This window comes from Fictibacillus tiangongensis (assembly GCF_048083785.1).
GTDB lineage: Bacteria > Bacillota > Bacilli > Bacillales > Fictibacillaceae > Fictibacillus.
Map to the genome: position 1 here is coordinate 773,060 of NZ_CP182294.1, position 20,038 is coordinate 793,097.

21 protein-coding genes are annotated in these 20,038 nt (G+C 43.5%); 19 read left to right on the top strand and 2 right to left on the bottom strand.

Annotation, left to right across the window (positions count from 1 at the left end):
• The first annotated feature begins 16 nt into the window (after window positions 1-16).
• The 9 genes from paaD to paaX all read left to right on the top strand — a co-directional run bounded on the left by paaD (window position 17) and on the right by paaX (window position 8,520).
• On the top strand, window positions 17-517 hold the full coding sequence (gene paaD, locus ACNJYY_RS04310; protein ID WP_416730692.1) for a 1,2-phenylacetyl-CoA epoxidase subunit PaaD: 501 nt from the start codon (window positions 17-19) through the stop codon (window positions 515-517).
• 37 nt (window positions 518-554) lie between these two features.
• A complete protein-coding gene (locus tag ACNJYY_RS04315; RefSeq protein WP_137790505.1) occupies window positions 555-860 on the top strand; it encodes an EthD family reductase in 306 nt (101 codons plus the stop codon).
• A complete protein-coding gene (locus ACNJYY_RS04320) occupies window positions 853-1,629 on the top strand; it encodes an enoyl-CoA hydratase/isomerase family protein (RefSeq protein WP_416730693.1) in 777 nt (258 codons plus the stop codon). Before ACNJYY_RS04315 ends, ACNJYY_RS04320 begins: the two co-directional genes overlap by 8 nt.
• 13 nt (window positions 1,630-1,642) lie before the next feature.
• Window positions 1,643-2,416: an enoyl-CoA hydratase-related protein gene (locus ACNJYY_RS04325; protein ID WP_416730694.1), complete on the top strand. Its 774-nt coding sequence runs from the start codon at window positions 1,643-1,645 to the stop codon at window positions 2,414-2,416.
• Between the two features lie 27 nt (window positions 2,417-2,443).
• On the top strand, window positions 2,444-3,949 hold the full coding sequence (locus tag ACNJYY_RS04330) for an aldehyde dehydrogenase family protein (RefSeq protein WP_416730695.1): 1,506 nt from the start codon (window positions 2,444-2,446) through the stop codon (window positions 3,947-3,949).
• A 623-nt stretch (window positions 3,950-4,572) separates the two neighbouring features.
• Window positions 4,573-5,445: a 3-hydroxyacyl-CoA dehydrogenase gene (locus ACNJYY_RS04335; RefSeq protein ID WP_416730696.1), complete on the top strand. Its 873-nt coding sequence runs from the start codon at window positions 4,573-4,575 to the stop codon at window positions 5,443-5,445.
• On the top strand, window positions 5,445-6,650 hold the full coding sequence (locus ACNJYY_RS04340; RefSeq protein ID WP_416730697.1) for a thiolase family protein: 1,206 nt from the start codon (window positions 5,445-5,447) through the stop codon (window positions 6,648-6,650). The genes ACNJYY_RS04335 and ACNJYY_RS04340 overlap by 1 nt, the downstream gene beginning before the upstream one ends.
• A 14-nt stretch (window positions 6,651-6,664) precedes the next feature.
• Complete coding sequence (locus ACNJYY_RS04345; protein ID WP_066391454.1) at window positions 6,665-7,441, top strand: enoyl-CoA hydratase-related protein; 777 nt, start codon at window positions 6,665-6,667, stop codon at window positions 7,439-7,441.
• Between the two features lie 185 nt (window positions 7,442-7,626).
• Window positions 7,627-8,520 (top strand): phenylacetic acid degradation operon negative regulatory protein PaaX, encoded by an 894-nt coding sequence (paaX, locus tag ACNJYY_RS04350; protein WP_416730698.1) that lies wholly within the window; start codon window positions 7,627-7,629, stop codon window positions 8,518-8,520.
• A 71-nt stretch (window positions 8,521-8,591) separates the two neighbouring features.
• On the opposite strand, the gene ACNJYY_RS04355 is transcribed toward paaX, so the two are convergent.
• Entirely contained in the window at window positions 8,592-9,107 is a 516-nt protein-coding gene (locus tag ACNJYY_RS04355) for a gamma carbonic anhydrase family protein (protein ID WP_416730699.1), read from the bottom strand.
• Window positions 9,108-9,173: 66 nt separating this feature from the next.
• On the opposite strand from ACNJYY_RS04355, the gene ACNJYY_RS04360 reads away from it, so the two are divergent.
• From ACNJYY_RS04360 to ACNJYY_RS04375, 4 genes are all read left to right on the top strand, one after another.
• Window positions 9,174-10,124 (top strand): NAD(P)H-dependent flavin oxidoreductase, encoded by a 951-nt coding sequence (locus ACNJYY_RS04360; RefSeq protein ID WP_416730700.1) that lies wholly within the window; start codon window positions 9,174-9,176, stop codon window positions 10,122-10,124.
• A 36-nt stretch (window positions 10,125-10,160) separates the two neighbouring features.
• Window positions 10,161-11,495 (top strand): sodium-dependent transporter, encoded by a 1,335-nt coding sequence (locus ACNJYY_RS04365; protein ID WP_416730701.1) that lies wholly within the window; start codon window positions 10,161-10,163, stop codon window positions 11,493-11,495.
• Between the two features lie 102 nt (window positions 11,496-11,597).
• A complete protein-coding gene (locus ACNJYY_RS04370) occupies window positions 11,598-12,317 on the top strand; it encodes an SDR family oxidoreductase (protein WP_416730702.1) in 720 nt (239 codons plus the stop codon).
• Between the two features lie 157 nt (window positions 12,318-12,474).
• On the top strand, window positions 12,475-12,894 hold the full coding sequence (locus tag ACNJYY_RS04375; protein ID WP_416730703.1) for an AhpC/TSA family protein: 420 nt from the start codon (window positions 12,475-12,477) through the stop codon (window positions 12,892-12,894).
• 180 nt (window positions 12,895-13,074) lie between these two features.
• Here ACNJYY_RS04375 and ACNJYY_RS04380 read toward each other — a convergent pair whose 3' ends face one another.
• Window positions 13,075-13,485, bottom strand: coding sequence for an HIT family protein (locus tag ACNJYY_RS04380; protein ID WP_416730704.1), 411 nt, complete (start codon window positions 13,483-13,485; stop codon window positions 13,075-13,077).
• A 155-nt stretch (window positions 13,486-13,640) separates the two neighbouring features.
• On the opposite strand from ACNJYY_RS04380, the gene ACNJYY_RS04385 reads away from it, so the two are divergent.
• From ACNJYY_RS04385 to lpdA, 6 genes are all read left to right on the top strand, one after another.
• Window positions 13,641-14,036 carry a thioesterase family protein gene (locus tag ACNJYY_RS04385; RefSeq protein WP_416730705.1) on the top strand — a complete coding sequence of 132 codons (396 nt, stop codon included), beginning with the start codon at window positions 13,641-13,643 and terminating at the stop codon, window positions 14,034-14,036.
• Window positions 14,037-14,128: 92 nt separating this feature from the next.
• On the top strand, window positions 14,129-15,229 hold the full coding sequence (locus ACNJYY_RS04390) for a Leu/Phe/Val dehydrogenase (protein WP_416730706.1): 1,101 nt from the start codon (window positions 14,129-14,131) through the stop codon (window positions 15,227-15,229).
• Window positions 15,230-15,244: 15 nt separating this feature from the next.
• Window positions 15,245-16,309, top strand: a complete 1,065-nt coding sequence (gene pdhA / locus ACNJYY_RS04395) for a pyruvate dehydrogenase (acetyl-transferring) E1 component subunit alpha (RefSeq protein ID WP_416730707.1) — start codon at window positions 15,245-15,247, stop codon at window positions 16,307-16,309.
• Window positions 16,309-17,304, top strand: a complete 996-nt coding sequence (locus tag ACNJYY_RS04400; RefSeq protein ID WP_416730708.1) for an alpha-ketoacid dehydrogenase subunit beta — start codon at window positions 16,309-16,311, stop codon at window positions 17,302-17,304. The genes pdhA and ACNJYY_RS04400 overlap by 1 nt, the downstream gene beginning before the upstream one ends.
• 13 nt (window positions 17,305-17,317) lie before the next feature.
• Complete coding sequence (locus tag ACNJYY_RS04405; protein ID WP_416730709.1) at window positions 17,318-18,589, top strand: dihydrolipoamide acetyltransferase family protein; 1,272 nt, start codon at window positions 17,318-17,320, stop codon at window positions 18,587-18,589.
• Window positions 18,590-20,023: a dihydrolipoyl dehydrogenase gene (lpdA, locus tag ACNJYY_RS04410; RefSeq protein WP_416730710.1), complete on the top strand. Its 1,434-nt coding sequence runs from the start codon at window positions 18,590-18,592 to the stop codon at window positions 20,021-20,023. It abuts the gene before it with no gap.
• The last annotated feature ends 15 nt before the right edge of the window (window positions 20,024-20,038 follow it).

Below are 20,038 nucleotides of genomic sequence, written 5' to 3' on the forward strand. Positions count from 1 at the left end.
AAAGGAGATGAACCACGTGTCCGAATTAAAAAGCAGCATGACTGATAGTGTGATGGACGCGCTTGGGGATGTAAAAGATCCTGAAATCGCCTCTGTCAGTATATTGGATCTCGGGATGGTGCACGAAGTTGACGTGACAGATGATAGGGTAAGGATTTCTGTTCTGCCCACGTTCTCTGGCTGTCCAGCTCTTCACATCATCGAACGCGATATTAAAAAAGCGATTGAAAATGTAGAAGGAATTACTTCAGCAGAAGTGAAATTTGTATTTACACCATCGTGGACAACAGACCGTATTACACCAGAGGGGCGAGAGAGGTTAAAAGAGTTCGGCATCTCGCCTCCACCAGCAAACCATGTCATGGGTGAGCCATGGGAGATCGATTGTCCGTATTGTGGATCAGCATACGTTACGATGGAAAACATCTTTGGACCTACAGCCTGCAGAAGTATCCTATATTGCAATTCGTGCAAGAACCCATTTGAAGCAATGAAACCTGTTGCTGATATGGGGTAAGACAAAAAATGAGTTTAAAAATAGGGAGGAAACACACATGGTAAAACTAATCGCGCTTTACAAAACACCGGAAAACTTGGAGCAGTTCGACGACCACTATTTTGGACATCATACTGAGATTACGAAAAAGATTCCTGGACTTCGCAAAATGGAAGTAACGAAAATCGTAGGCTCGCCGATGGGGAAAAGCGACTATCACATTCTTTGTGAAATGTACTATGACGATCACGATGCGTTGAAAGCGGCGATGAAGTCTGATGAAGGTAAAGCTTCTGGAAAAGACTTGATGAGCTTTGCGGCTGAACTTGTAACGCTTATGATCGGTGAGGAAATCAATGAGTAATTACGAAACAATTCTAACTTCTGTTGAAGATGGGATAGCCTCTATTCAATTAAACCGGCCGCGCGTGTTAAACGCGATCAACCGGCCGATGGTTACGGAACTATTAGATGCTTTTGAGAGCTTCGACCGTAATGATGAGGTAAAAGCAATTGTTTTAACAGGCAGTGAGCGTGCATTTGCAGCCGGTGCCGACATTGATGAGATGAAAGAAGATACAGCGGTCTCTCTTGAACTATTAAACCAGTTTAAAGAATGGGATCGTCTCGCAACCATCAAAAAGCCGATCATCGGTGCCGTCAACGGTTACTGTTTCGGGGGAGGGTTTGAACTAGCTTTATGCGCAGACATTCTCTTCGCAGCAGAAAACGCACAGTTCGGATTTCCTGAAATCAAACTTGGTGTGATGCCGGGTGCAGGTGGAACTGTGAAACTTACAAAGCTGATGGGTCAAAAAAAAGCGCTTGAGTGGCTATGGCTCGGTGATCCGATGACAGCCGATGAAGCTCTTCAATACGGAGTGATCAACCGTGTCATCGCGCCTGAACTTGTCGTGGACGAGGCGAAAAAGTATGCGAAGATTGTAGCATCCAGAGCGCCATTATCTACTCGTTTAATAAAAGAGACTGTTTATAAGTCTATTGATTATTCCACACACGAAGGCATGCAGTTCGAACGTAAAAACTTTTATCTATTATTCTCGTCTCAGGATCAAAAAGAAGGCATGAAGGCTTTTGTTGAAAAGCGTCCAGCCAAATTTAAAGGGAAGTAGAGGGGGTATGAACATGTTTGAAACGATTAGCTACGAAACAAGAGGGAAAACGGCTTGGATTACTTTAAATCGTCCGGATAAACTCAATGCATTCACATCACTCATGCATAAGGAAATGGTTTCAGCTATAAAAGAAGCAAACAAAGACAGCAATGTAAGAGCTGTTGTTATAACAGGCGCTGGGCGTGCATTCTGTTCAGGTCAAGACTTAACAGGTTCACCAGAGGGCGCTGATTATGGAGATGTTCTGCGAAATGGATACAATCCGATGGTGCAAGCACTAGTTGCCATGGAGAAGCCTGTAATCGCAGCCGTGAACGGTGTTGCAGCTGGTGCAGGAATGAGTCTCGCTCTAGCTTGTGATTTCCGTATCGCAAGTGAGAGAGCGAGTTTCATAGAAGCGTTCATTCATGTGGGTCTCGTCCCTGACTCTGGCAATCTGTACTTCTTGCCTCGTTTAGTAGGTCATGCAAAAGCGATGGAGCTAGCGGTACTAGGTGAGAAGATCACAGCTCAACAAGCAAAAGAGTTTGGTCTTGTAACAAAAACGGTAAGTGAAGAAGAGTTCATGCTTGAAGTGGAAACGTTCGCAGAGAAACTTGCAAACATGCCAACCAAAGCAATCGGACTCATCAAACGCTATATGAATAAAAGCTGGGAAAGCGATCTGAACGAAGTGCTGGAATATGAAGCACAAGCGCAAAAAATTGCTGGTGAGTCAGCGGATCATCAAGAAGGTCTGCATGCATTTATAGAGAAGAGAAAACCAGCATTCACAGGAAAATAGACATCTAGATCAAAAGGAGTGGAGAACATGAGCACAAAGACAGAAGTTAAAGCGGTAAAACGTGACGTATATGAAATGGTGATAGGCGGACAAAGTGTTGGTGGATCTGAGGGAGAATACTTTGTTACATATAACCCGGCAACAGGTGAACCGTTAGCGAAAGTTGCAAAAGCAACAAAAGCTGATGTGGATTCTGCTGTAAAGGCTGCAAGAACAGCTTTTGAAACAGGGAAATGGAAGCGCTCTCCTGTAAACAAGCGTTCTCGCACGATGAACAAGATTGCTAGCATCATGCGTTCTCGTTATAACGAACTTGTCGAGCTCGAAATTTTGAACAGCGGAAAATCATTAAGTGCTGCACAAGGGCAAGTCATGCAAGCGATCGAAGACTTTGAGTTCTACGCAGGTGCGATCGTCAGCCACCGCGGTGCTGTGAACCCGATGCCAGGACCATTTATGAACTACACTCTAAAAGAGCCTCTAGGCGTATGCGCACAGATCATTCCTTGGAACTATCCGATGATGATGGCAGCGTGGAAGATCGCACCAGCGATCGCAACAGGTTGCTCTGTCATCTTAAAGCCGGCTAGCTTAACACCTTTAACCGCGATCGTTATGACGGAGATCTGCCACGAAGCGGGTGTTCCTGAAGGTGTTGTAAACATCATTACAGGTGACGGAGCTACGGTTGGTTCGTATCTTGCTGAGCATGAAGGTGTCGATAAAGTCGCGTTTACTGGTGAAACAGGAACAGGAAAAGACATCATGGCAAAAGCATCTCAAACGTTAAAACGTGTAACGCTTGAACTTGGTGGAAAATCACCTAACTTAGTATTCGCAGATACAGATCTTGAGGCAGCTGTTGACGGCTCATTATTCGGTATTTTCTATAACACAGGGCAATCCTGTGAAGCACGTTCTCGGCTTTATATCGAGGAAAGTGTGTATGATGCGTTCATGGAAAAGTTCGTTGAAAAAGCGAAGAAGCTTGTACTCGGTAATCCGCTCGATCAAGGAACGCATGTTGGGGCAATTATCTCTGAGCGTCAGCTTGAAGTGATCGACGGTTACGTGAAATCTGCTGAAGAAGAAGGAGCAACCATCCTTCTAGGTGGCGGACGTGCAAAAGTGGACGGATATGAAAACGGTCATTGGTATCTTCCGACGATTATCACGGATGTAAACGAAGACATGAAAGTAGTGAAAGAAGAAATCTTCGGACCTGTCGTTGTGGTATCAACGTTTAAAGATGAAAAAGAAGCGGTGAAACTAGCAAACAACACAGACTTCGGTTTAGCAGCAGCGATCTGGACGAAAGATCACGCAAAAGCAACGCGTGTAGCGGGCATGATTCAAGCTGGAACGATCATGATCAACTCACCGTTCTCTGCATTCCCGGGAACTCCATTCGGAGGCTACAAGCAATCAGGTTTCGGCCGAGAGCTATGCATCGAGACCCTTGATCTTTATTCAGAAACAAAGAGCGTCGTGTCCTACACAGGGTCACGTCCGTTGAATCCTTTTAATCTGTAAAAACAAAATAACTGTTTATTTAAGCTTTGTTGCTTGTGGGAGTGTTGATTTCCGTTTCAGATGCTCGCTTTCCGCGGGGCAGGCGGTGAGCCACATTTCAAGCGTTTCACTCTTAAGTGTCTCACCTGCCGGCCTGTCCCGCAGGAGTCTCGCATCTTCCACTACAATCACCTTTAACAGAAGGTTTTAAAGCTTTTCTGTCAGTGATTTATTTAGTAAAGAACAAAACAAAAGCGGGCCATAGTGCTCGCTTTTTATACAAGAATTTGCTGCAAAGAGATTTAAATTACTACTTCATTGATTAGTTAATTGGAGCGGAAAGGCGAGACTCCTGCAGGATGAGTGTGACTATTGAAATGCGGAAGCGACTGTACAGCCCCGATAAGCATAAGGAAAATGGGTAGGGAAGGCGCTCTTTGCCTTCGTGGACCATTTAACTTATGACCTCGAGGGGCTAGGAGCTGAAGCTAGACAGGTGAGACCGTTCAATGACGCGAAGCGGCGAATGGGCTCACCGCACACCCTGCGGAAAGCGAGCCTTGCAGCGGAAATTAACCTCTTTCAAAAGCAGTATTGCATACAAAACGTTAAACATTTGTTTAAAAGAAAGGCAGGAGAGGCTATTGTTACAAAATGCTGTAGTCATCGGATCTGGTGTGATGGGAAGAGGAATCGCCTACGTGAGCGCAGTCGGCGGTTTTGATGTTCAACTCGTTGATGTGAAAGAAGAACAACTCGAAAATGCAAAAAAAGAGATCGATTCTATTTTTTCAAAAGCAGTATCTCGCGGAAAGTTATCACAAAGTGTGGCTGAAGAAGCGCAAGCAAGACTTTCGTATGCTACGAATCTCTCAGCGGCCGTTAGCGGTGCAGACTTAGTGATTGAAGCTGTTCCAGAAAACATAGAGATCAAGCGTGCTGTTTTTGAAGAACTAGACCGTTCAGCACCAGAACATTGCGTGCTTGCGACAAACACTTCTACGATGAGTCCGACAGAAATAGGTTCATTTACGAAACGCCCTCAAAAAGTAATCGCCATGCATTTCTTTAACCCGGTGCATAGAATGCCACTCGTTGAGATCGTTCGCGGGCATGAAACAAACGATGAGACGGTTGAACTTGCCAAGGAAGCTGCTGAGAAGATGGGGAAAGAAACCGTAACGGTTAACGAGTTCCCAGGATTCGTTACAAGCCGAATTTCAGCTATGATTGGGAATGAAGCGTTCTATATGCTGCAAGAAGGCGTAGGTACACCAGAAGACATCGACAAAGCGATTAAACTTGGCTTGAATTTTCCGATGGGACCTTTTGAGCTTGGCGATTTAGTAGGTCTTGATACACGGTTGAACAATTTGAACTACCTTCATAAAACATTAGGTGAAAAATATCGTCCGGCACCACTTTTGGTGAAGTATGTTAAGGCGGGAAGACTTGGCCGAAAGTCAGGTAAAGGGGTATACGACTATACCACGGAAGACAACGGGGTGAAAAAGTGATGAGAGAGGTTGTCATCGTTGATGCTGTTCGTACGCCTATAGGACGATATAAAGGTGGTCTAAAAACGGTTCGTCCGGATGATCTTGGTGCAGTTGTAATCAAAGCGCTTGTTGAAAGAAACCCTGAACTTCCTGTCTATGAGATCGAAGAAGTAATATTCGGAAATGCAAACGGAGCAGGAGAAGATAATCGTAACGTGGCAAGAATGTCTGCTTTACTTGCTGGACTTCCTGTAGAGGTAGGCGGAACGACGATCAACCGTTTATGCGGATCTGGTATGGATGCGGTCATCTACGGTGCCAGAGCCATCTTGGCTGGTGAAGGAGATATCTTCATCGCGGGTGGAACGGAGAGTATGACACGCGCACCACTCGTAATGGGAAAACCTGAAGTCGACTATCCTCGTGGTGATATGAAAATGTTTGACACGACGATCGGATGGCGCTTTGTGAATCCGCTTCTGTATGAAAAATTCGGTACAGATTCTATGCCTGAAACAGCAGAGAACGTAGCGAAGAAATATGGAATTACAAGAGAAGAACAAGATCAATTCGCATATGATTCTCAACAGAAAGCAAAAGAAGCTATCTGTCAGAACCGTTTTAAAGAAGAAATTGTTCCTGTAAGATTAGTAGACCGAAAAGGAAACGAAACGTGGGTTACAGAAGATGAACACCCTCGTCCTGAAACATCGCTCGAAAAGCTTGGAACGCTTAAACCGTTGTTTAAAAACGGAAGCGTCACAGCGGGAAATGCATCTGGAGTCAACGATGGAGCTTCTGCATTACTTTTGATGAGCCGTGAAAAAGCGGATCAGTTAGGATTAAAGCCTTTAGCCCGATATGTCTCTTCCGGTGTTGCAGGTCTTGAGCCCGCTATAATGGGTGTTGGCCCGATCGAAGCTTCCAAAAAAGCACTGAAGCGAGCAGGTCTCTCTATAGGTGACCTGGATTTGGTGGAGTTGAATGAAGCTTTTGCCTCACAATCACTTGCTTGTATGAGAGAGCTTGGACTAGATTCTGGCAAAGTTAACGTAAACGGCGGTGCGATTGCGTTCGGCCATCCGCTAGGAGCAAGTGGCGCGCGTATTTTAACAACGCTTATTCATGAAATGAAAAAGCAAGGATCGCGCTACGGTCTAGCAACAATGTGTATCGGTGTTGGTCAAGGTATTGCTTCCGTAGTTGAAGCGATCAATGAATAGGAGGGTCATCTAACATGAGTGCTATTTTATACGAAGTAAAAGATTATGTTGCATATGTAACCTTAAACCGTCCAGAAGTTTTAAACTGCTTTAACTTTTCAACGTTAAAAGAGCTTGAAGAAGTCGTAGAAGACATTCATCACAATAATGATGTTCGCGTTGTGATTTTTACAGGTGCAGGGGAAAAAGCATTCAGTGCAGGAGCTGATCTAAAAGAACGCCGTACACTGAGTGAATCAGAAGTAAGAAGAAATGTACGTAAGATCCGCGATGTGTTCTCTGCTGTTGAAGCGTTACCACAGCCTACGATCTGTGCGATCAATGGCCATGCTTTTGGAGGAGGCTTTGAATTAGCTCTTGCTTGTGATCTGCGGGTTTCTGTGAGAGAAGCGTCGATGGGGCTGACAGAACTTAGTTGGGCGATTATTCCTGGTGCGGGAGGAACTCAGCGTCTTCCGAGACTGATCGGTCAAGCGAAAGCGATGGAGCTTATTTTAACAGCGAAAAAGATGATGGCAGAAGAAGCTTTTTCATACGGCATCTTAAATCAAGTAACATCAAGAGAAGAATTGATGGCTGTTTGTGAAAACTATGCTGGTCTTATTATGAAGAATGGACCAGTTGCCGTTCAGCAAGCAAAGTATGCGATCAAGCATGGAACAGAAGTGGATCTTCAGACAGGACTTGCGATTGAGGCGAAAGCGTATGAAGTGACGATTCCTACAAAAGATCGAATGGAAGCACTCGTCGCATTTGGAGAAAAAAGACCGCCTGTATTTAAGGGAGAGTAACTTGTTTCTGTCTCCATAATTCCACTATCATAGAGAATAACTTTTTTGTACGATAATTTTAGACAAGGTTACAGATTTCGTTCATATAAGTGCAACGAAGTTTTGACGTGAAAGACTTGATGTAGCTAAGTTTTCTTTATGGTAGGATTGTACAGACAATAACAGGTACAAATGAGGGTATGAACATGCAGAATAGTTTAAACACACGCTCCATGATATTCACATTATACGGAGACTATATCCGGCATTATGGCAGTGAGATATGGATCGGCAGCTTGATTCGATTGTTAGAAGAGTTTGGTCACAACGAACAGGCCGTAAGAGCAGCAATTTCCAGAATGAATAAGCAAGGCTGGATAGCAGCTAGAAAACAAGGCAATAAAAGTTATTATTTTTTAACTGAGCGTGGAAAAAAGCGGATGGATGAAGCAGCAAAGAGAATTTTTAACACGCAACAGGAACCGTGGAACGGCGAATGGATGATGTTCACCTATACGATTCCTGAAGAGAAAAGAAGCATTCGTGATGAGCTTCGAAAGGAACTGGTCTGGAGCGGGTTTGGTCTGCTTGCTAACAGTTTCTGGATCTCACCGCACGCATACTCTGAGCAGATTCAATCTATGATTGATAAATATGAGATCAAAGACTATGTTCATTCGTTTACAGCCGTTTACAATGGGCCGAATGAGAATGAAAAGCTAGTTTCTGAGTGTTGGGATCTGAATGATATTAATGAGAAATACAACGAGTTCATCGTAACGTATTCTCAAAAGTATGTGATTGATAAGAATAAGATTGAAAAAGGTGAGATGACTGACGGAGAGTGCTTTGTAGAGCGTACAAAGCTTGTTCACGAATACCGTAAGTTCCTCTTTATCGATCCAGGACTTCCGAAAGAGCTGCTTCATGCAGAATGGCTAGGTGATCACGCAGCTTCGCTCTTTAGTGATTATTACCGAGCATTAGCAGGACCTGCAAGCCGTTTCTTTGAAAGCATCTATTCGGATGGAAACGATTTAAAGAAAGATTCAGAGTTTGATGCTCTTAATCATCCTCTTATTCAGGAGAACCGGTCATAAAAGAAATAGTCTAGGCCAGATACAACTAAAAAAAGCACTTTCGCAAGCTATCGTACGAAAGTGCTTTTCTATTATTCTGTTAATTCATCACGGAACTGTTTCCCTTTTTCAAAATACGTGTCGATCGTTAGCTGAATGAGCTTAAGATCATCGTCGTTCAGTTCGCGTATGATTTTACCTGGTGAACCCATGACCATGACCCGCGGCGGTATTTTTTTGCCGGGAGGAATTAGTGTATTCGCACCGATGAAGGCTTGTTCACCAATTTCTACACCATCAAGAATGGTAGAACCCATACCAACGAGTGCGCCTTTTTTAATCGTACATCCGTGGAGGATGACGTTGTGACCGATCGACACCTCATCTTCTAGAATGAGAGGATACCCTTCATAGAGGTGTAGCGTGCAATTGTCTTGAACGTTAGTCTTTTTGCCGATGGAAATAGGTCCTTCATCACCTCGAAGAACGGAGTTAAACCAGACGCTTGCTCCTTCTTCTATTGTAACGTCGCCAATCAAGTGAACCCCAGGCGCTATAAAAGCGCTTTCATGAACATCTGGTGTTTTGCCATTAAACGTGTATTTCATTATGAGCCTCCCTCGTAACAGGTTATAGGTTCAGTATAACAAAGGTTAGAATGGGAAGTGGAGAAATTGAATCGCATCTGTGAATTGTTAAACATACAGTATCCGATCCTTCAAGGCGGAATGGGAAATGTTAGTAATGCAGAACTAGCTTCTGCTATATCAAATGCAGGTGGGTTAGGCACAATTGGTGCTGGTACGATGTCACCTGAAGAGGTAGAAAATTTGATAATTGCAACAAAGGGGATGACAGACAGGCCATTTGCTGTTAATGTACCTTTAACCGTTGCATCAAATGTAAAAGAAATTCTTAGACTTCTGATCAAACATAAAGTGGAAGTTGTTTCCTTATCTGCAGGCAATCCAGCTCCTTACATACCGAAACTAAAGGAACACGGCTTAAAGGTTATTTGTGTTGTGGCTTCTGTCTATCATGCTAAAAAAGCCGAAGCAGCAGGGGCAGATCTGCTAGTAGCTGAAGGTTATGAAGCTGCGGGACTTAACTCACCGTATGAGACAACGACAATGGTTCTGTTGCCGCAGGTATCCAAAAGCGTACAGATTCCGGTCATCGCTGCTGGAGGTATTGCTGATGGGAGCGGTATGGCAGCTGCCTTTGCTCTTGGTGCCCAAGGTGTTCAGATGGGAACTCGATTCATTGCAACAAAGGAAGCACCTTTTCATGAGAGATACAAAACTTCCTTAGTAGAGGCAGATGATACCAAAACGTTAATCGTTGGCCGCTCAGCTGGAAAGATCAGAAGAATTTATGATACACCTTATGCTCAAAAGTTAATCCAACTTGAAAAAAATGGCGTCTCACCTGAAGAGTTTATTATACACACCTCAGAAGATCATCATATTTTAGGAGCTGTAAAAGGGGACTTGGAGAACGGTTTTATCAATAGCGGTCAGATCGCGGGTGCGATTTCAGATGTGCCGAGCGTAAAAGATCTGCTAGAGACCATGATGAAAGAAGCAAGAGAAGCAGTAAGTATGTTAAACAATCGTTTCATCTAATTCAGTAGTAATAGTAACAGGAGGGTGTATGTAATTATGAATCAGCAAGACCAGTGGACGTCAAAGTTAGCTTTTATTCTAGCTGCAGCAGGATCAGCAATCGGACTCGGTGCGATTTGGAAATTCCCTTATGTCGCCGGTACTAGTGGCGGGGGAGCTTTTTTCCTTCTCTTTTTATTGTTTACGTTTCTAATCGGATTTCCGCTTTTAATGGCTGAGTTTGTTATCGGTCGAGGTGCACAAAAAGAGGCGGTTTCTGCTTATCGAAAGATCGCGCCAGGTTCTGCATGGCCTTGGTTAGGCAGAATGGGTGTAGCGACAGCATTTATTTTACTTTCATTTTACAGTGTAATCGGTGGATGGATCGTACTCTACCTTGGTAAAAGTTTTTCCGGTGACTTCTTTAATCATGACTTTAGTCAAATGTTCGGAGAGTCGATCTCAAGTACATGGCCTGTTTTGATCTCTCAGTTCATCTTTATGATGATCACGATTTTCGTTGTAAGCCGCGGGATTAAGAACGGTATCGAAAAAGCAAACCAAATTATGATGCCAGCTCTTTTTGTTTTGTTTGCTGTATTGATCATTCGTTCACTAACGCTTGATAATGCGATGGAAGGCGTAAAGTTCTTCTTGTTTCCTGACTTTTCTAAGATCGGTGGAGACGATATCCTATTTGCATTAGGTCAGTCTTTCTTCTCATTAAGTGTAGGTATTTCTGTAATGGTAACGTACAGCTCTTATTTGAGTAAAAAAGAAAGTCTTACAAAATCAGCGACAACGATCGTATTACTGAACGTATTGATTTCCTTATTAGCAGGGTTAGCGATCTTCCCAGGTGTATTTTCTTTAGGTCTAGAGCCAACAGAAGGGCCTGGATTGCTGTTCGTTGTACTTCCTGCCGTATTTGATCAGATCGTTTTTGGACAGTTATTCTTTATCGTGTTCTTGGCGCTGTTCTTATTTGCGACCCTTACATCAGCTTTCTCGATGTTAGAGATCATCGTTGCATCAATCACAAAGGGTGAACTAGAGAACCGTGCAAAATGGTCATGGATCATTGGAATCCTTATTTTTGCATTCGGAGTACCATCTACTTTGTCTTATGGCGTATGGTCAGATTTCACGCTGTTTGACAAGATTATCTTTGATCAACTCGACTACTTAGTTAGTAACATCTTACTTCCTTTAGGTGCGTTATTCATCGCGTTGTTCGTAGGCTATCGTTATCCTAGAGAGATGCTGCTTCAAGAGTTTAGAGCAGGTTCCTCTGTTTCGGTAAAAGGCTTTGCGCTATGGCTCATGCTGATCCGTTATGTTGTTCCTGTTGTAATCATCATCGTATTCGTTAACATGCTTGGACTTTTTTAAGAGAAATTTAGAAAGAAAGGCGCGGACCAGAATTGGTTTAGCGCCTTTTTTGTGTTAATAATAGAATTTGTGAAATACAGAAGTGAAGGGAAGTTTTATAAAATGCTTAAAGATAAAACAGCAGTAGTAACAGGAGCAACCCGCGGATGTGGGAAAGCTATAGCAGAAAAGCTAGGAAAATTAGGAGCAAAATTAGCGATCGTTGGTTCGTCTGATGGTATTTTCAAAACCGGAGAAGAGTTAAAAGCTAAAGGTTTCGATGTTCTTGCCATAAAAGCTGATGTGACGAAAGAAACGGACGTAGCAGAACTGTTTAAACAAACGTTTGAAGCGTTTGGAAACATTGATATTCTAGTAAATAATGCGGGTGTCGGTCAGTTTAAATTGGCAGAAGAACATTCATTAGCAGACTTTCAAAAAATGTTTGAAGTCAACGTACAAGGTGTATTCTTATGTAGTACAGCGGTTGTTCCACATATGAAAGAGCGAAAAGAGGGTACGATTATCACGATCTCATCAGATGTGGGTCGCAGAACGATTGCGAACGGCTCTGTCTATACAGCTACAAAGTATGCGGTTCAAGGATTTTCGGGGTCTCTTGCCCAAGAACTCAGAGAATTTGGTGTTCGTGTAGGTACTGTGAATCCAGGAGCGATCGATACGTACTTTGCTGATTCAGAACAAGGTCTTGAATTTAAAGAAGATTGGCTAAAAGTAGATGATATCGCAGAAGCTGTAGCATATATGGCAAGCGCACCAAAACACATGGTGGTTGATGAGATTATGCTTCACCCTCTTTCTCAGGAATACCCGAACGTATAAAACGAGGAGGCGAGCTGGATTGAAACTAGATCAGGAAGTGCTACCCATTGAAGGTTCAAAATCTGTAAAGCTAGATGAGTTGTTCGGTGAAAACAAGACATTCGTTGTGTTAGTCAGACACCTTGGCTGACCATACTATCAAGAGTTTCTTGCGCAGTTGCGTAAGTCATTTGAGAAGTTTGAACGTTCAGACGTTAAAGTTGTTGTCGTAGCACCAGCAAATCGTGATCAGATTCAAGAATTTATGAATGTACATGGACCATTTCCGTTTGACATCTATGGTGATCCGGAGCTTGAGCTATACGAGGAAATGGGAAACCACCACATGTCGGCTGTTAAAAGCATGCTGTCTGTAGGTGCGGATCTCATAAAAGGTGAAGTTAAGATAAGCGACATTGTGCCTAAAGATAAGAAGGAAAGAAAGCATTTTTTAAGCGCTGTGAAAAATCAAGATGTGAACATTCAAGGAAGTTCATGGCTGTTTGATCGAAATGGAGAGGTTTTGTGGAAGCACGTGGATGACACTCCTGAAGATCATGCGAAAGTTGACGAAGTATTGAAGCAGTTGCGGAAATAATGAAGATAAAGCTGATACAGCATGAGCTGTATCAGCTTTTTTATGCGGTAGGGAGCTTCCGCTTAACTTAATCACATAAAAAACAGCGTCGATCACATAAAAATGGTGATCAATCACATAAAAAAGTTTATGAATCACATAAAAATGATCGTCCATCACATAAAAAAGGAATAACAGATTTTATAAAAGCTTACTTACACTGCCCGGTCTGCGGTTCTCCTCAGACTTGATCCACGAACGAATGCCTCTGCCTGCGAATGGCTCGTCATCAAATCGAGGGATGATATGAAAATGTGCGTGTGGAATGCTCTGACCACCAACTGGATTTACGTTCCATCCTGTGCTGTAGCCATCTGGTGCAAACTCTGAGTCTAGCAACCTTTTTGCTTGCTGCATCAACTCATATGTATCACTCCACTCTTTTTCATTTAAATCAAATACAGTCTCTTTATGAGCTTTTGGAATAATCAATCCAGCACCTTGTAAAATGTCCTGAGCTCTCGGACTTTGCAAAAAGTAGCAGCTCTCATTCTCTAATACTATTTTTTGTTCAGGAAAACTCATGGGATCACAAAATATACAATCATCCATTTAAGATAAACACCTCCAGAACCATTTTTGCACATTTTTCATATTTCTTACAAATCAAACAATTCTGGGGATTCATTGACCGGATATCACACAAAATGTTATGATTACGTTAAGAAAACGTTATATAAATTAGATGAAAGATATGAGGTGTGTGCATGAAATCAGGCATGAAGGTCGGCCATAGTGCGACCATCAAAGCTACCGTTACACCCGATATGTTTGCTCAATTTGAAGGAAAGCTTGTCCATCCAGCCTATTCAACGGTTAGCATGGTCTATCATATGGAATGGGCAGCGAGACAGATTATATTGCCATATCTTGAAGAGCATGAAGAAGGAATCGGCGGCGGAGTTGCAGCCAAGCATATGGCTCCGACACCAGAAGGCGCTGAGCTTACTGTAACGGCCACGTTAAGAGAAGTAAAAGGCAAAGCTGTCATATGTGATGTGACCGTCTATAACGGTAAAGCAATAGCAGGTGAAGGAGAAGTAACACAATATATTCTGCCACGTGAAGCAATCGCACAAAAAATAACAGAAATGAAGATTTAAATTTTTTATCCAAAAATGAAAGCGCTTACACTTTAAAGCAGCAAAGCGAAAAAGAAATAGAGAAACGAGAGACACACTAGGGGGATTTACACATGTTCGAAAAAATATCACAGCATGAGCAAGTTGTTTTTTGTAACGATCCATCAACAGGTCTCAAAGCAATTATCGCTATACATAACACTACACTTGGCCCAGCACTCGGCGGATGCAGAATGAGACCATACGGTTCGGTGGATGAGGCGCTTGAGGACGTTCTGAGACTCTCAAAAGGTATGACATACAAATGTGCAGGTGCAGATGTTGACTTCGGTGGGGGTAAATCGGTCATTATCGGAGACCCCACGACAGATCGTACACCAGAGTTGTTTCGAGCATTCGGACAGTTTGTAGATTCTTTAAACGGTCGCTTTTATACAGGAACGGATATGGGTACGACGCCTGATGATTTTGTTCACGCGTTAAAAGAAACGAATTGTATCGTCGGGGTACCCGAGGAATATGGCGGCAGCGGCGACTCCTCTGTTCCAACAGCACAAGGAGTTATCTATGGCCTTCAAGCTACGATTCAGACTCTCGAAGGAACAGATGAACTTGCAGGTAGGTCCTACTCGATACAAGGATTAGGAAAAGTAGGGTTTAAGGTCGCAGAGCAACTGCTCGCTGCCGGTGCACAGATCTATGTAACGGATATTAACGAAAAAGCGTTAAAGATGATTCAAGAACGAGCAGAACTTCTGCCTGGAAATGTGGAGGTGGTTGAGGGAAGCGACATCTACGGGGTGGACGCTGACATCTTCATACCATGTGCACTAGGAGGAATCATTCACGACGAGACGATCGAACAGTTGAAAGTTAAAGCGATAGTTGGAAGTGCGAACAATCAGCTTTTAGAAGATAAACATGGGCTTTACCTGCAACAAAAGGGAATCCTATATGGTCCGGATTATATTGTGAACGCAGGAGGGCTCATTCAGGTAGCTGATGAGCTTTATGGACCGAACAAAGCTCGTGTCTTAACGAAAACGAGAGCGATCTATGACAGTCTGATACAGATCTATAGTGAGAGCACGAAGAACCAGATATCGACGATGGAAGCAGCAAATCTTTTCTGCGAGGAAAAACTTGCAGCTCGTTCGAAACGAAACAGCTTTTTCGCTCACAACCGAAGACCCAAATGGCAAGTTCGAAACTAAGGAGGGAATTTATCCATGGAAAAGTTATTTCCAAAGATGCAGATCATTAATGAGAACGGTGAGTGGAATGACGAAACATACCGCGGTGAGATCACAGAGGAACTAACGAAAGAACTTTACACGAAGATGCTTCGTTCGAGGCTTTTTGACCGTAAAGGGGTAAATCTGCAGCGTCAAGGACGAATCGGTACGTACGTTCCTTTCGAAGGGCAAGAAGCGTCACAGATTGGAAGCGCGATGGCAATGGGTGAAGGCGATTGGATGTTCCCTACTTATCGAGATCACGCGGCAACGATGACATTTGGTCATTCGCTAAAAACGCTTTTTCTATATTGGAAAGGCCGCCAAGAAGGATGTATCCCTCCGCAAGGAAAGAACATTTTTCCTCCAGCCGTTCCGATTGCATCACAGCTTCTTCATGCGACAGGAGCCGCTTGGGCTGAAAAGTTAAAAGGTACAGACCGTGCTTCTATCGTTTACTTTGGAGACGGAGCAACATCAGAAGGTGATTTTCACGAAGGCTTAAACTTTGCTAGCGTGTTTAACGCTCCTGTTGTTTTCTTTAATCAAAACAATGGGTTTGCCATTTCAGTACCGATCGAAAAGCAGATGAAAAGTAAAACGATCGCTCAAAAAGCAGTAGCGTACGAGATGGAAGGCGTTCGTTTAGACGGTAATGATGTGTTCGCTGTGTATTTCCACACGCGTACAGCGGTCGAGCGTGCCAGAAAAGGGGAGGGGCCAACGTTGATTGAAGCTGTAACGTGGCGTTATGGTGCACATACAACAGCTGATGATCCTTCCAAATACAGAAATCAAGAAGAGTCTGTGAATCGCCGTGAGACGACGGATCCGATTCTTAGACTAGAGCGATTTATGAAGAACGAAAACATGTGGGATGAGAAGTGGGCGGCTGACCTCCAAGAATCACTAACGCTCGAGATCGAAGCAGCAGTTAAAGAAATGGAAGAAATACAAGCACCGCATTATAACGATGTGTTTGATCATGTGTTTGCGGAAAACCCGTGGCCGATCGAAAGTCAAAAAGAAGCATACGCTCATTCAAGAGGTGATCGCTAATGACAACGGCAGTAGATACGAAAAAATTAACGATGGTTCAAGCTGTAACAGACGGTATGAGAGTGATGATGAAAGAGCACGAGAACGTAATCGTGCTTGGTGAAGATGTTGGACAGAACGGCGGAGTGTTTCGTGCAACAGATGGTCTAGTTGCTGAATTTGGAGAGAATCGAGTCATTGATACACCGCTTGCTGAATCTGGCATTATCGGTACATCGATCGGGCTTGCGATGAACGGCTTCAAGCCGATCGCTGAGATGCAGTTTCTTGGTTTCATCTATCCTGCTTTTAATCAGATCATGACTCATGCGTCTCGAATCCGTGCGAGAACACTTGGACATTTTACAGTGCCAATGGTCATTCGGGCACCATTTGGAGCAGGCGTGCGCGCTCCTGAAATCCATTCTGATTCTGTTGAAGCTTTATTTACGGGGATGCCAGGAATGAAGGTTGTTGTTCCATCTAATCCGTATGATGCAAAAGGAATGCTTGTTTCAGCGATTGAAGATCCTGATCCTGTTCTTTTCCTAGAGCCGATGCGCTGTTACAGAAGTACGAAGATGGATGTTCCAGAAGGAAAGTATAATGTTCCACTTGGAAAAGCTGCTCGTCTTCAAGAAGGAAGCGATGTAACAATATTTGCTTATGGCGCGATGATCGAAGTTGTTATGAAAGCCGCAAAGACTGCAGAAGACAAAGGGATCAAGTGTGACGTGATCGACCTTCGTACACTATATCCGTTAGATAAAGAAATGATCGCTGAAAGTGTACAAAAAACGGGTCGTGCCGTCATTGTTCATGAAGCACCGGGAACAGGTGGACTGGGAGAAACGATCATGTCATTGATCAATGATACATCTTTCCTTTATATGAAAGCGCCGATCGAACGAGTAACAGGTTTTGATACTCCGGTTCCAATGTTTGCACTAGAAGATCACTATTTGCCAAGTGCGGATCGTGTTGTTCATGCTATTGAAAAAGTAACGCAATTTTAGGAGGTGAGTGTGAGTGGTAGAAGTTAAATTGCATGATATCGGTGAAGGAATGCATGAAGGAGAAGTTATACACTTTTTCGTAAAAGCCGGAGACTCCGTTAAAGTTGATCAGCCTTTAGTAGAGGTTCAAACAGATAAAGTAACGGCGGAACTTCCTTCACCAGCAGCCGGAACGATTAAAGACATCAAGGTAAAAGAGGGAGATGTAGTGACTGTAGGTTCTGTCATCTTAACGATTGATGCTGTTGCGCCGTCTTCCCTAAAAGCGGAAGACGCTCCAGAAAACAAAGATCAGCCGGTCGTTGAAAAAATCGTTAAAACACCAAGTCACACTGCCTTTTCGGGTGGCATCGCAACACTGAACAAGCGTGTTCTAGCTGCTCCTTATACGAGAAGAATCGCACGTGAAAACGGTGTGGATATCGAACAGATCAAGGGTACAGGACCTGGTGGACGTGTGACAGATCAAGATGTTTATAACTTTATTGACCAGCCTTCAGCAACAGAAACAGAGGAAACACCACTTGGTTCTGTTGAAGAAAAAGCGACTGCTCCGAATAAAGTGTTTTCAACAAATGACCCGCAAGAGATTCCATTTAAAGGACGCAGGAAGCAGATCGCGAAGAAAATGGTTCATTCTCTTGCGACGATTCCGCACGTTACGCATTTTGAAGAGATCGATGTAACAGCTGTTATGGATCTGAAGAAACAGCTAAAAGCGATGGATCCAGATAACAAGCGTGGCATGAACGTGTCAGTTGCAGCGTTTTTCGTAAAAGCGATTCAGATCGCATTAAAAGATTTCCCGATTTTTAACGCAAAGCTGGATGAAGAAAAAGAAGTTATTCGACTTGAGAAAAACGTGAATATTGGAATCGCTACAGACTCTGATGAAGGCTTGATCGTACCGGTTATCTCTCATGTGGAGCAACGAAATGTAAGAGACATCGCGGTTGACATGAAAGACAAGATCACACGTGCTAAGACGAACAAACTGAAAGGTTCTGATCTAACAGGAAGCACGTTTACGATTTCAAACGTTGGTCCGCTCGGCTCGATCGCGGCTACGCCGATCATCAATCATCCTGAAGTAGCGCTGATGGCTTTTCATAAAACAAAGAAAACGCCTGTTGTGATCGGAGATGAGATCGTGATTCGTTCTATGATGAACGTATCCATGTCGTTTGACCACCGAGTAGCAGACGGCGCAACGGCTGTCATGTTTACGAACCGCGTAAAAGAACTCATCGAGAATCCTTACTTCATGACACTGGAGCTGATATAGATGGTTGTAGGTGATTTTGCAACAAAACGACAACTGGTTATTATCGGAGGCGGACCTGGCGGATACCATGCCGCGATTCGTGCGGCACAGCTTGGAATGGAAGTTACGCTTATTGAAAAAGAAAAGTTAGGCGGCGTATGCCTTCATAAAGGATGTATTCCTTCAAAGAGCCTTACACAGTCTGCTTCTAACTTTTCAAGCCTTTCTCAGTTTAAAACCATGGGGATTTCAGTTTCAGAAGCAAGTTTTGAATATGATACATTCTCAAACTACTATTCTTCGGTTATAGCTGGACTTCAAAAGGGAGTAGAAGCCCTGATAAAAGCAAACAAAATTGAGCATTTAACAGGTACAGCATCTTTTATGTCCGGTGAAAGAATAGGTATCGACTCTGGTCATCATTTTGAGATGTATGAATTTGAGCACGCGCTCATCGCGACAGGAAGTTCACCATTATTGCCAGAACAGGCAAAGCTATCGAATAGAGTCATGACCCCCCATACGTTATGGGAGTTGAGTCAGCTTCCTGAAAGTCTATTCATCTATGGAGACGATTACTTTGCGCTTGAAGCAGCCATGGCTTATAGACAGCTCGGGAGTGATGTTACGTTAGCCATGCCCCGTAATGGTTTTGGTCTTGACGCTAGCATTGAAAAAGAATTGCAGCGTGTACTAAAGAAAAACAAGATAAAAGTATTTAAGCATCATCTATGGGAAAGTGCTGAAGAGATGGCTGATTCAGTAACCGTATCGTTGAAAAAAGACGGTGATGAAAAAGTTTCTGTTGAGACTTCTCATGTGTTGTTTGCGGCTGGATATTCACCAAATGTGGAGGGTCTTGGACTTGAAGCGATCTCGATCGAAAGAGACCAGAGCGGCTTTATTATCGTAAACGAGCATAGCCAAAGTTCTGTTTCTAACATTTACGCAGCAGGTGACTGCACGATTGGGATGAAGTTAGCGTCAAAAGCAATCAAGCAAGGAAAGACGGCAGCTGAACATATGGCAGGAATGCAGTCAGCGTTCAATTTAAGTCTTGTTCCTTATGTGATGCACACGAATCCTCCGATTGCTTCCGTTGGTCTCTCAGAAGAGCAAGCTTTAGCAGAAGGCTATGAAGTGAAGACGGGGCAATTTTCAATGAGCGGCAATGGGTTTGCTTCCATCCTTGGTCAAAAAGAAGGATTGTCCAAGATAGTGATGGATGCGAAGAGTGATGTGGTTCTTGGCATTCATATGATGGGAGCTGGCGCTGTCGAAATGATTCAAGCCGGAACATTCGCACTTGAGATGGTTGCGCGTGAAGAGGATCTAGCTTACCCGGCCTATGCACATCCAGCATTGAACGAAGCATGGCTTGAAGCAATTGAGAGCGCGAGCGGAAAAGCGATTCATGTACCGCCAGCTCGTAAAAAAGAGAAAAGCTCTGTATGAGTGTTATGATGATGT